The organism is Corynebacterium sp. 13CS0277 (genome assembly GCF_002994655.1).
In the GTDB taxonomy this organism is placed as follows: domain Bacteria; phylum Actinomycetota; class Actinomycetes; order Mycobacteriales; family Mycobacteriaceae; genus Corynebacterium.
This window is the reverse complement of record NZ_PPDL01000009.1, coordinates 101,472-113,107: the sequence shown is the minus strand read 5'-3', so window position 1 is coordinate 113,107 and position 11,636 is coordinate 101,472. Positions and strand designations below refer to the sequence as shown.

Genomic DNA, 11,636 nt, shown 5'->3' with positions numbered 1-11,636 from the left:
TGATCGGGTGCGTGGTGCACGTACCCACCGACGAAAGGAAGGGCATCACCCATGTTGCCTCCGCGTTTCGGCCGTACCCTGGCCACCTCCGCACTGTTTCTCCTGCTGTTCACCCTCGTGCTGGGGGTGGTGTACCCCTTCGCGATGTGGGGTGTGGGGCGGGCGTTCGCGGCGAAGACCGACGGGTCCTTCGTCACCGACGACACCGGCACCGTGGTCGGCTCCCGGCTCATCGGCCAAGAATTCCCCGGTCAGGACATGTTCCACTCCCGGCCTTCGGCCGCCGGCTACGACGCCATGGACTCCGGGGCCACGAACCTCACCCTCACCGATGCGGAGCTCATCGCCACTGTCGATGCCCGCAGGCTCGCCATCATGGCGGAGGAAGGACTGCAGGACCCGGCGGCCGTGCCGGTGGACGCCGTGACCGCCAGCGCCTCCGGGCTTGACCCCCATATCTCCCCGGACTACGCGGCACTGCAGGTGCCCCGCGTGGCCCGCGCCACCGGAGTGGCAGAGGAACAGCTCCTGGAGCTCATCGGCGACGCCACCGAAGGCCGCGGCGTCAACGTGCTCCTGCTGAACCTGGCGGTTCAGCGCACCGCGGCCACCAATTAACACACCGTGCTACCCCCGTAAGGCCCCCGCACACGGCCCGCGCACAGGGGTACACGCGCTAGAAAAGAAAGCACTGATGGTGCGCAGTCGCGCACCCCGCCGCTGCACCGAAGGGGAGCAGACGCCCTTCCTTCGGTGCCGTGGCACGAGACAAGCTGTAAGGAACACAAGCACGTGGGGCACACGGCGACGCAAGCAACTGCGAGCACACACGAGACGGCAGGCACAGGAGATGCCCGCGGGACGCGGCGGGGAAGCCTCAAGGTGTACCTCGGATTCGCCCCCGGAGTCGGCAAAACCTACGCCATGCTGCAGGAAGGGCACGAACTCGCCGCCCAGGGCGTGGATGTGCTCGTCGGTTTCGTTGAAGATCACGGGCGGGCCCGCACCCGCGCCCAGGTGGAGGGTCTCCCTGTCGTGCCCCGCCTGACGGTGCAGCACAAGGGCGCGACGTTTGAGGACATGGATGTCGCCGACATCCTCCGCCGCGCGCCCCGGGTCGCCCTCGTCGACGAGCTCGCCCACACTATCGTTGCCGCACCCGCCACCCCTGCGGACCCGGGGGAGGACACCGAACCCCACACCAAGCGCTGGCAGGACGTCTACACGCTGCTGGACGCCGGCATTGACGTCATCTCCACCGTCAATATCCAGCACCTGGAGTCCCTCAACGACGTCGTCGCCGCTGTGACCGGCACCCGCCAGCGGGAAACCGTGCCCGACCAGGTGCTGCGCGACGCCGACGATGTGGTGCTTGTCGATCTCACCCCCGATGCGCTGCGGATCCGGCTGTCCCGCGGCGACATCTACGATGCGGTGCGCGCCGAAGCGGCCCTGGCGAACTATTTCCGCCTGGGCAACCTGACCGCCCTGCGCGAGCTGAGCCTGCTGTGGCTCGCCGACAAGGTGGAGGAAGGCCTCGACGCCTACCGCCAGCGGGAGGACATCACTGAGCACTGGCCCACCCGGGAACGCATCGTCGTCGCCGTCGACGGTGGTGCCGACAGTGACATGCTCATCCGGCGTGGCGCGCGCATCGCCGGCCGCCAGGCCGGGCGCGAACTCATCGTCGTGCACATTGCCGTTGATGATGGGCTGCGCTACCAGGCGCCGCAGACCCTGGCGCGGCTGCAGCAACTCACCGAGGAACTCCAAGGCGAGTGGCGGATCGTGCTCGGCAGCGACGTGGCCGACACGCTCATTGACTTCGCGACGAGTGTCAACGCCTCCCAGCTGCTCATCGGCACGGCGGGCATCGGGCGTTTTTCGCCTTCGGCGCGCACCAGCCGCCGCATCATCGACCAGGCGGGCAAAGGCATCGACGTGCACATCGTGTCCACCGCCGCCGAGCACACCCCGCGCCGCCCGTGGCGGTACTTACGGCGCGGTATGCCGCTGAGCCGGCACCGCACCCTCGGTGGCTGGGCGGCGGCAACGGCCGGCCCACCGCTACTCACCGCCGGGGTGCTGGCGCTCAACCCCACCCCGGACTTCTTCGCCCCCATCCTGCTGGGATACCTCACGCTCGTCGTGCTCATCGTCATGGCCGCAGGACTCAGGCCCGCCATCGTCGCGGTGCTCAGCGGCAGCCTCCTGGCGAACTGGTTTTTCACCGAACCCACCCACACGTTCAACATGACGGACCCGGAAAACATTGTCGCGTTGCTGCTGTTCCTCGTCATCGCGGTCGCTGTGTCCCTCGTCGTCGACCTCGCGGAGCGGCGCGGCCGGCAGGCGCGTCGCGCCCAACAACAAGCCGTGGTCCTCACTGATCTGGCGACAGGGGTGCTGCGCGGCGGTGACGACATGACGGGATTGCTGCGCCGGCTGCGGGAAACCTTCGCCCTGGGCAGGGTGGACTTGCAACGCTATGCCGCGGAGCGGAAGAAGTGGTTCACCGTCGCCTCCAGTGCCGGCGATGGGGCGCTGGTTGATGCGGAGCCCGCCGCCCCCGGGCGGGCCCGCATCCCCCTGTCGGAGGAACTTCGGCTGGTGGTGTGGGACGCCGGCCGGGAGCTTACCCCCGAAGACCTCACCATTATGGAGGCCCACGGGGGCCGTATCGCCACCCTCCTGGCGCGGGAAGACATCGACGCGATGCGGCGCGCGACCGCCGCCCTGGAAGCCGGTAACCGGGTCGGCACGGCGCTGCTGACCGCCGTCAGCCACGACCTGCGCACCCCTTTGGCCGGTATCAAAGCGGCCGTCAGTTCCCTCACCCTCGACGACGTCGACCTCGGCGAGGACACGCGCCGCCAATTGGTGGCCATGATTGAGCAATCCACCGACCGCCTCGACACCGTCGTCGGCAACCTGCTGGACATGTCCCGGGTCAACTCCCACGCCGTCACAGTCAGCCAAACCCCCTTGCGCGTCGCCGACGTGGTGGACGCCACCGTCGCCGAACTGCCCGAAGCCGCTGCTCACACCACAACAGACATCCCCGATGACTGCCCGGAGGTCATCGGCGATGCCGGCCTTATGCAACGAGTGCTGGCGAACCTGCTCATCAACGCCCGGCTCTATGCGCCCGCCTCCCCGGTGCACATCACCGCCACCTGCACCCCGGGTGCCGAGGTGGCCCTGCGGATCAGTGACCACGGTCCGGGAGTACCGCCCGACAAAGTGGAGGATCTCTTCGTGCCCTTCCAACGCCTCGGCGACCACGGCAACCAAGGCCTCGGATTGGGGTTGGCGGTCGCCCAAGGCTTCGTGGAAGCGATGGGCGGTAGCCTGGGCTACGAACCCACCCCCGGCGGCGGCGCCACCTTCATCATCACCCTCCCCGCAGCACCCGCCGACACCCAGGAGAGCACCACCCATGGGTAGCCCCAGCGACACCACCGCATCCACCGCCACCCGCATTCTCATCGTCGAAGACGACACTGCCCTCGCGCAGGCAATCGCCATTAATCTCAAAGCCCGCTCTTATGCCACCCGGGTCGCCACCAGCGCCACCCAAGCCCTCGTCGACGTCTCCGACTGGGCACCCGACCTGGTGCTGCTGGACCTTGGGCTGCCCGATACCAGCGGGCTGGGGGTGCTGCGCGGCACCCGCGGCTGGTCCGACGTGCCCATCATCGTGGTCTCCGCCCGGCACGAACAAGCAGGCAAAATCGAAGCTCTTGACAGCGGTGCCGACGACTACGTCACCAAACCCTTTGCCATGGGCGAACTCCTCGCCCGCGTGCGGGCGGCGCTGCGGCGACGGTCCGCCCCCGCCGGCGAGGGCGCCGCCCAGATCAGTACCCATGATGGGTGGCTGCGCTTCGATCTCGCTGCCGGTGCGGTGTACCGCGACGGCGCACCGGTGCGCCTGTCACCCAACCAGTGGGATATCGTCACTTACCTTTTGCGTCACCGGGGACGCATGGTGAGCAAATTGGATCTCCTCCACGCTGTGTGGGGCGACAACTACAACCGGGAAACCAACTACCTGCGGGTCTACATCTCCCAGCTGCGGCACAAGCTGGAACGAGACCCGAAAAACCCGGCCCACATTCTCACGGTGCCGGGCACCGGCTATCGCTTCGAACTCTGAGACGATGCCGCACAGGGGCGTGGGCCCACGGGGCGTGGCGCAGCGGTGGAAGCTGTGTGTCAGGACGTCACTGAGGGCGAGGGCTGGCGCCACCATGTGGCGGTGCGGCGCTGCAGCCACTGTAGGGGAGTGCTGCGCAGCCCCCGCCACCACAGCAGCACCCAGCCAACGATAGCTGTCGCGTCGAGTGCCAGCGCCCACCCGGGAAGCACCCCCAGCGTCAGCGTGTCCGCCGGCCAGGGGTTCGTGCGGTAGGCCGCAATGATGTCGGCTGCGGGGTCATCCTCGTCGACCGGGGGCATTCCCTGCGGCAGGGTGGAATCAGCGAGTGCGTCCGCGAGGAAGTCATCAATGTCCTCGTCGAGCTGGCCGAGGTCCTCGAAGGTGGTGGCCGCCGCAAGGCGGGCGCGCACCTGCTGGGCGAACACCATAAGCCCAGGGATAGGTTCCTCCCCTTCCTCGACGCCGGCGGGGGTAGGACTGGGCAGTTCAAGGGAGGACTCCTCCACCATGCTGTGGGCGGCCAGCAACTGCGCCGGCATGTTGAGCAGCCGGATGAGCGCTTCCGTGTCGTCCGCCTGCCACTGCGGGTCCGCCAGGAGGGCATCCCGCAGCGCAAACAGCTGCGTCTCCGCCGCCGCAGGCACAGTCGAGGACACGTCCTGGTAGACCTTCGCCTGCGGGGCGGTGGCCGTCTCGTCGTATGCTGCCGCCAGCACGGCCGCATGCACGACCGCCACGGAGACCACCATGGCGCCGCAGGCGGCTACGAAGCCGCTGAGGGGACGCAGGAGACGAGCCCGCCACGGCATGAGTGCCAGCCCGCTGAGCAGCCCGGCGGCTATCGCACCCCGGAGGAGCAGATCCGGCCACCCGCCGGACAGCGGCACGAACGCCAGCGCGCCGTTGACGAAACCGTAGGAATCGCCGTCGAATAGGAACGCCACTGCTGTGGCCAGGGCTTCGCCACCACCGAAACCGAACAGGTACACCCGCACCCCGAGCGCGACGACGCCCACTGCCACCAGCACACCCAGCAGGCGGCGGCCCCGGGAGGGGGACGCAGCGTCAGAAGACTCAGCGGACTCAGCGGACTCAGCGGACTCAGCAGGCTCAGCCTGTTGTGGGATCGCGCGCCCCGCCAGCATCCCGAAAGCGACGAGCACCAACCAGCCGGCGCGCTCAAACAGGGGCAGCACACTGATCGGGAGGAACACCGCCTGCTGCGGAGTAGGGAGGATGCCGAGCACATCCCCCGCAGCCAGCAGTACCACCGCCACCCACACCAGCGCAGTCGGCGCCCACAATAGAGGCGCGCACACAGCCAGCGCTGTGCCGAAAGTGGTGAATATCCACGCGGCCGGGCTGCTGTCGTCGATGACGTACCCCAACGCCAGCAGCACAAAGCCCAGCCCCACCACCCGCAGCGGGCCCGCAGTGCGGAACGTCAGCTCCATGTGGATGCCCAGCAGCAGCGCCAGCATCGTCAGCGGAATCCCCGCGAGAAGCAGCCGCAGCCCGCTGACGCTGGGACCTAGCACCTGCACGACGCATGCCAGCAGCAGTGAGCATCCCAGCAGAATGCGAAGAGTGTGGGTGGTGGAGCCAGTAGCCATGGGAGCCTCCCTCAAGGGCAACCCCCACCCCGTGACGTACGCACCAGCGCCTGAGCACACAGCATGAGGGCCGGGCTCAGCAGGCACCACACGAGGAGGGAGTCGTGTTCGGTTGCTGTGGCCGATGGTGTCATAAGGGCGCGTCACCCCGCCCATCGCCGCACCTAGCTACCCCCGATCCGGGGGTGCCGTGGGGTGCTGGCACCACCGCTTAGAGCAGGTGGAAGACCGCCCAGCCTGCGGCGAGGTACACCAGGACGGTGGACAGTGCTGCGTTGAGCCACAACACTGCAGCAGGCTGCGGATTGCCTCGGCGGGCCGCCTTCGTGCTGAGCGCCCCACTGGACAGCATGCCCGCAGCCAAAGAGAACTGCACCACGGCCGCCATGGTGCCTTTCTCAGAGCCCAGGGCCAGGGCGCCCACCAGGAACACGGCGACCCCCACCATGACCCCCACCATGGCCGGCCGGGCGGAGACAAAGAACGACGTCGTGGCGGCTGCCGGGGCGGCGGTCGGGTGGGGTGCGGACGTGTGCGGCGAGTCTGCAGTCATCGTGTCTCTCCTTGTCTGAAGCGGGTGGGGGAGTGGGGGCGCTACTCGGCGGCGGGTGCGGTCGCGGGTGCTTCCGCGGCGGCGCCGTGGCCGTGGGCGTTGGTCAGCGGGCAGCGAATAATGACCACCACGACCGCCACCAGCGTCACCGCCGTGATCAGCATCGCGTACGGCAGGAACGTTGCCGCCACAATCACGACCGCGCCTGCCAGCGTGGCGCCCGACACGAGGCGGGGCACATGCCGGCGCATCGCCACCAGCCACGTCACCACCAGGAACGTGGCCACAGGGCCGGTGATCGCCGCATTCGCCACGACATGATCGACGTGGGCGGCATGATCCAGCAGATCCAACTGCACCTCCATGCCGGCGGCCAGGGCGCCCGCGGCGGCGAAGATGAAGTAGTGCCCATAGCTGTAGAGCGCGGACGTCCGCGCCGACTGGGTGATGTTGCTGTGGTGCGGCGGGTAGAAGTACACCCAGAACAACATCGCCGCCATGACGAACGCCACCAGGGCCAGGCCGATCAGGGCCGAGGGGTGCTCCCCGTCCTCGACGAGGTTAAAAATCGCATTCGCGCTCGCGAGCAGCGACTCGCCGAGCAGGATGATGGTGAACAGGCCATAGCGCTCCGCAATGTGGTGCGGGTGCCACGGGGTGGAGCCCTTGCTCTCCGCGAGCATCGGCACCACCAGCTCCGCGAGCAGCAACAGCACGTACAGCGGCACGACCATCTGCTCCGGGGCGGCGAACGCCAACAGTGCCCACCCGCACTGCACCACCGCGGTGCCCACCACGTAGACCTGGGTCGCGGCCTTCACCTCACCGGTGGCGTTGCGGGAGGCCCGCCACCACTGGGACACCAACGCCACACGCATGATGACATAGCCCAGCAGGATGATCCGCAGATTGCCCTCGCCGAAGCTGGCCATGCCGGCCGCAAACACCAACACGCCGAGCATCTGCACGAACGTGAGCACACGGTACAGCCAGTCGTCGACATCAAAGGAGGTGGCGAACCAGGTGAAGTTCATCCACGCCCACCAAATGCCGAAGAACATCAGGGCGTACACCCCGAGTGCGTGGGCCGCATGCCCGTGGGCAATGCCGTGGTGCAGTTCGCCGGCGGCGCGGCCCACCGCAATGACGAACACCAGATCAAAGAACAGTTCCAGCACGCTGGCGGTGCGGCCAGACTCGTTGGGGTCGCGCGCCATCATCGGGCGCAGGAGAGAAGACACGGGAATGAGCACCGGCTTTCACATCGGCCCCCGGCACACCACGAAAAGGAGGTGGTGCCTGGCGGCGGGGGAGAAGAACACAACAAAAAAGGGGGGAAACGAAGAAGGGGAGAAAAAGAAGAAAAGACCCGCGCGCGGAACGCGGCGCGAAGAAGAGCGGAGAAGGAGAGAGGAAGAGAGCAGACGTGTGCGACGACGCACCGCGCGCGACCGCGACTCAACGCCCGGGAAAAGAACGAGCAGAGACACAGGGCGACACGGGGCAACTCGCGACGATGGCACACCACAGGGGCGCCCCGCGAGGGCACGGCCACAGCATGGTCGCACTCAGCAGCACGATCTTTTCGCAGCCCAGGTCCCGCCGCGCGGGAGGTGTCCCTCACGCCGCAGGTAGCGCAGTGGCGCCGGGCGGGATCATCCCACCCGGCGGGCTACTCCCATCCGGTACCGCAGCACCCGCACCCACCCGCCGCGTGTGACGCTTGATGAGGGGGGCATAAACAGGGCTGTGTGCTGCGATAACTGTTCCGGAATTGTATCCCTTCACAGGGGATGCCCACCAACCGGGACGCACGTCGACAAGGCGAAGGCGGGCGCACTGGTCGCCGCGCATCGACTGGGTGGATAGCAGCTGTGCAGCACCCCGCCTACAGTGAACACCTATGACGAGAACACCTATGACGACGACCTTTGACAACAACCCCACGCCGTCAGGCGCGTATTCCCGCGGGCGTGCCCCGCACCAGGCCCACACCGCGCGCCGGGCAGTGCGCGGTGCAGCACTGGTGGGGGTGGCGCTGCTCAGCGTGGGCTGCGCCCACGACAGTGCCGACTCCGCGCCCAGCACCACCGTGGTCACCCAGTCCGCCTCGGAGTCCGCGCCGGTGACGTTCGGGGCCGGCACCCACCGTGTCGGCGACGACATTGCGCCCGGCACCTACCGTGCCGCACACGCCGGGGAGAGCTGCTACTGGGAGCGCCTCAGCGGATTCACCGGCGCGTTTGAGGACATCATCGCTAACGACAATGCCCAAGGCACAGCCATTGTCACCATCCTGCCGAGCGATCACGGGTTCACCAGCCGCGGCTGCGGCACCTGGGAACTGCTCGACGAAGGCGACAACGCCAGCGCTGCCGCCAGTGCAGCCGTGAGTGCCGCGGCGAGTACTACCCCGCAGCCACAGCAGCCATCCCCGCAGAAGCAGCTCACCCCGCAGGCACCCGCCACCCCCGCTCAGCAGGCGGGTGCCGACGGGCCGGTGGGTTTCACCGGTGACCCGTATCGGGAGACACCCCACGTGCTCGACGGCAAGCGGATCGCCAGCTGCCTGTCGACCACCGACCCCCTGTCGTACCAGCCCGGCACCACGTTGTTTACCGACGGCACCACGGGCTGGACTGCCGAGTGCGCGGCCGAGTACGTGCCGCCGGCGCCCAGTGGCGGCACGGGCACCGTCGGGGCGGGTGCCGTCGAGACAGTCGATGCCACCACGGGTGGGGCCGGCACCGGGGAGGAGTACGGCGACTACTAGGTGTATTTCCTCGCGAGGTTGTGAACGCTGCGCGGACTACCAAGCGGTGGTGGGTTGCTGCCGTGTGTTTCCTCCTTCACCCCGCCTAGCAGATGCGGGGCAGCGGGTCGCCGACGAGCATGTCCACCATGCGGGTCCCGCCGAAGCCGGTGACCAGCACCACCGAGTTGGCGGGCTGCTCCTCCACCCGGCCGCACAGGGTGGCCTCCGGGGCGCCGTGCGCCCGTAGGGCTGCCAGCGCGGCATCGGCCTCGTCGGCGGGGACGACGGCGAGGAAGGTGCCCTCGTTGGCGACGTAGAGGGGGTCAATGCCCAAAATGTCGCAGGCCGCACGGGTGAGTTCCCGCACCGGGATCTGCTCGTCGTGGAGGACCACAGCCATACCGGTGGCGCGCGCCAACTCGTTGCAGACGGTGGCCACCCCGCCGCGGGTCGCGTCCCGCATCCAGCGGGTGTGCGGCGCGGCCGCCAGCAGTGCCTCCACGGCGCCGTTGAGCGCCCGCGTATCGGATTCAATGGGGGCGGCGATCGCGAGATCCCCGCGGGCCATCATGACAGCCATCCCGTGGTCCGCAATCGGGCCCGACAGCAGCACCACATCCCCGGCGGTGACGTGCTCCGGGGCGATTGAGCGCTCGGCGGGAATGTGGCCGATGCCGGCGGTGGTGATGTACAGCTTGTCGGCCGCGCCCCGCGGCACGACCTTCGTGTCACCGGCGACGATCTGCACCCCGGCGGCGTCGGCGGCGGCCCGCATGCTCGCCACGATGCGCCGCAGCAGCTCCATGTCGAGGCCCTCCTCCAGCACGAAACCAGCAGTGAGGAATTTCGGCACCGCGCCCGCCATTGCCAGATCATTCACGGTGCCGTTGACGGCGAGTTCGCCGATGGTGCCGCCGGGGAACTCCACCGGGTTGACCACGTAGGAATCCGTCGACATCGCCAACTTGTCCCCCGGGGCGGCGCCGAAAGCACTCATCGGCAGCACGCCAGAATCCCCGGCCTGCTGCAGCACCTCGTTGCCGTAGGCGTCCATGAAGACGTGCTCCACGAGCGCGGCGGAGGCCTTACCCCCAGAGCCGTGCGCCAAGGTCACATGCGTGTCCTTCAACGGCAGGGGACGCGCACGCACCCGATCAATGTTGGAGTTCACACGGGCTTCGTTGTCATTGAGGCGGTTTTTCGGATCCACATCTACCCACCCTAATGCGCGCACCCCAGCCCGCGGACACAATCACCACCCCCGCGCACTGTGCTTCGCTCACATGGCATGCCTCTGGCGCTCAGTGCGTGAGATCGCTTCCGCTGCTGGTGGGTAAGGCTTTTGTCCGGGGTGTACTCTGCGGAAGAGCAGCCTGGAGATCGTTCATTGTGGGCGCGCAAAAACGGGCGGCATCGCATCGAGATGATGAGAGTTGCCACCCGTTTGTGATCATTTGATTGTCGGGGGAATGGGCCGCTGGACGTTGCTCATTATTCTTGCTCTGCAGCTTCACGAGCTTGCTTACGCGCTGCAATCTGCTGCAGCGTCACCATGCACAGGCCCCACGATCCGGGATTCTGAAAGAAGCTCAACACTCCCGTGCGATCGACGCCTGAATAGCGCATGATGTATTCCACGATAATGCAGAAGATCCATGCGGCGACGATTGTCCAGGCCGGCAAAACGCGAATCCTGCGGCGTTGTGTAGTGGAGGTGAGGTTGGCGTTATCCTTAGCAGCCATTGCCTGCACCTGCGATCCTGTCAAAGGGCAGCGCGGAAATCGCCATTACTGCGACGAGTCGCGCCTGGATACGGGGAGAAAACATATCTCACTTCCTTCGGTCGCTGGAGCGTCGAGCGCTCAAGCCTGAATGGTGTTTTCAGGCTTAAGCCAGCTTTCATGACCCTGAGGCTGTGGGGACATCCCCCACCGTAACGAAGGTTGGTTGGTCTCGCTACCCGTGCGGGCTAAATTTGTTGTCAGCTATCGGCGTCTTTCCTGCGCATCAGGGGGATTTTTTCTGTAAATTTTTTTAAATCAGGGGCTCTGGGCCTACGAATCTGCCCCCACAACAGTCTGCGTGGCGGGGTCTGGTGGGGGCAGAAAAGGGGCGGGTGTTCCCGCCGCACCGATGGGCGTGTGACAGTGCTGCTGAGAGCGCTGTGCGCCCTACTTGAGGTTGCGGGTCTTCACCGGGCAGGTGCTGATTCCGAACACGCGGTACAGGGGGCAGAATCCGATCGCGGCGGTGACAGCCATGATGGCGGCCACCACCCACAGCACGATGGACACTGCCCCGGAGGTTGCCAGTGCCCCGCCGCCTGCGGCGAGGGCGATGACGGCGCGAACGATACGGTCAAGGGTGGATTCATTGGTGTTCATATCTTGACGATAACCCCGCCCGCCGGATACCGGGGGCGGTATACCCCCACTGCTGCCCCCGCCGCCCGTGGGGCGTCCCATGTGATCCAGGCCTTGGGGAGCTTGCTGTGGTCCGGGGGTGTGGGAGGCGGCGGGGGTGTGGCCGCGGCCCGAGCCGCACGGCCGGGT

The 11,636-nt window shown here is 67.4% G+C and carries 10 protein-coding genes; 4 read left to right on the top strand and 6 right to left on the bottom strand.

Annotated features, from left to right (window positions below; genetic code table 11):
- The first annotated feature begins 51 nt into the window (after positions 1 to 51).
- The 3 genes from C1Y63_RS05520 to C1Y63_RS05510 all read left to right on the top strand — a co-directional run bounded on the left by C1Y63_RS05520 (position 52) and on the right by C1Y63_RS05510 (position 4,159).
- Positions 52 to 618 carry a potassium-transporting ATPase subunit C gene (locus C1Y63_RS05520; protein ID WP_106015465.1) on the top strand — a complete coding sequence of 189 codons (567 nt, stop codon included), beginning with the start codon at positions 52 to 54 and terminating at the stop codon, positions 616 to 618.
- A gap of 135 nt (positions 619 to 753) precedes the next feature.
- Positions 754 to 3,447 carry an ATP-binding protein gene (locus C1Y63_RS05515; RefSeq protein WP_369831020.1) on the top strand — a complete coding sequence of 898 codons (2,694 nt, stop codon included), beginning with the start codon at positions 754 to 756 and terminating at the stop codon, positions 3,445 to 3,447.
- Positions 3,440 to 4,159 (top strand): response regulator transcription factor, encoded by a 720-nt coding sequence (locus C1Y63_RS05510; RefSeq protein WP_106015464.1) that lies wholly within the window; start codon positions 3,440 to 3,442, stop codon positions 4,157 to 4,159. The genes C1Y63_RS05515 and C1Y63_RS05510 overlap by 8 nt, the downstream gene beginning before the upstream one ends.
- Positions 4,160 to 4,218: 59 nt before the next feature.
- Here C1Y63_RS05510 and C1Y63_RS05505 read toward each other — a convergent pair whose 3' ends face one another.
- The 3 genes from C1Y63_RS05505 to C1Y63_RS05495 form a co-directional block, all read right to left on the bottom strand.
- Positions 4,219 to 5,775, bottom strand: a complete 1,557-nt coding sequence (locus tag C1Y63_RS05505; RefSeq protein WP_106015463.1) for a DUF5336 domain-containing protein — start codon at positions 5,773 to 5,775, stop codon at positions 4,219 to 4,221.
- Between the two features lie 211 nt (positions 5,776 to 5,986).
- Positions 5,987 to 6,328: a hypothetical protein gene (locus C1Y63_RS05500; protein WP_106015462.1), complete on the bottom strand. Its 342-nt coding sequence runs from the start codon at positions 6,326 to 6,328 to the stop codon at positions 5,987 to 5,989.
- A gap of 41 nt (positions 6,329 to 6,369) precedes the next feature.
- On the bottom strand, positions 6,370 to 7,569 hold the full coding sequence (locus tag C1Y63_RS05495) for a low temperature requirement protein A (protein WP_233195590.1): 1,200 nt from the start codon (positions 7,567 to 7,569) through the stop codon (positions 6,370 to 6,372).
- Between the two features lie 662 nt (positions 7,570 to 8,231).
- Between C1Y63_RS05495 and C1Y63_RS05490 the strand changes: the two genes are divergently transcribed.
- Complete coding sequence (locus C1Y63_RS05490) at positions 8,232 to 9,101, top strand: hypothetical protein (RefSeq protein WP_146128872.1); 870 nt, start codon at positions 8,232 to 8,234, stop codon at positions 9,099 to 9,101.
- A gap of 85 nt (positions 9,102 to 9,186) precedes the next feature.
- Here the strand turns inward: C1Y63_RS05490 and hypE are convergent, their stop codons facing one another.
- The 3 genes from hypE to C1Y63_RS05475 form a co-directional block, all read right to left on the bottom strand.
- Entirely contained in the window at positions 9,187 to 10,293 is a 1,107-nt protein-coding gene (gene hypE / locus C1Y63_RS05485) for a hydrogenase expression/formation protein HypE (protein ID WP_106015460.1), read from the bottom strand.
- Positions 10,294 to 10,574: 281 nt separating this feature from the next.
- A complete protein-coding gene (locus tag C1Y63_RS05480; protein ID WP_106015459.1) occupies positions 10,575 to 10,826 on the bottom strand; it encodes a hypothetical protein in 252 nt (83 codons plus the stop codon).
- Between the two features lie 429 nt (positions 10,827 to 11,255).
- Positions 11,256 to 11,468, bottom strand: coding sequence for a DUF2892 domain-containing protein (locus C1Y63_RS05475; protein WP_106015458.1), 213 nt, complete (start codon positions 11,466 to 11,468; stop codon positions 11,256 to 11,258).
- Between the last annotated feature and the right edge of the window lie 168 nt (positions 11,469 to 11,636).

Excerpts from the sequence above, each read along its gene's own strand:
- C1Y63_RS05510 (WP_106015464.1), top strand. The coding sequence starts at position 3,440 with ATGGGTAGCCCCAGCGACACCACCGCATCCACCGCCACCCGCATTCTC.
- C1Y63_RS05500 (WP_106015462.1), bottom strand. The coding sequence starts at position 6,328 with ATGACTGCAGACTCGCCGCACACGTCCGCACCCCACCCGACCGCCGCC.
- C1Y63_RS05475 (WP_106015458.1), bottom strand. The coding sequence starts at position 11,468 with ATGAACACCAATGAATCCACCCTTGACCGTATCGTTCGCGCCGTCATC.
- C1Y63_RS05480 (WP_106015459.1), bottom strand. The coding sequence starts at position 10,826 with ATGGCTGCTAAGGATAACGCCAACCTCACCTCCACTACACAACGCCGC.
- C1Y63_RS05490 (WP_146128872.1), top strand. The coding sequence starts at position 8,232 with ATGACGAGAACACCTATGACGACGACCTTTGACAACAACCCCACGCCG.
- C1Y63_RS05520 (WP_106015465.1), top strand. The coding sequence starts at position 52 with ATGTTGCCTCCGCGTTTCGGCCGTACCCTGGCCACCTCCGCACTGTTT.
- C1Y63_RS05505 (WP_106015463.1), bottom strand. The coding sequence starts at position 5,775 with ATGGCTACTGGCTCCACCACCCACACTCTTCGCATTCTGCTGGGATGC.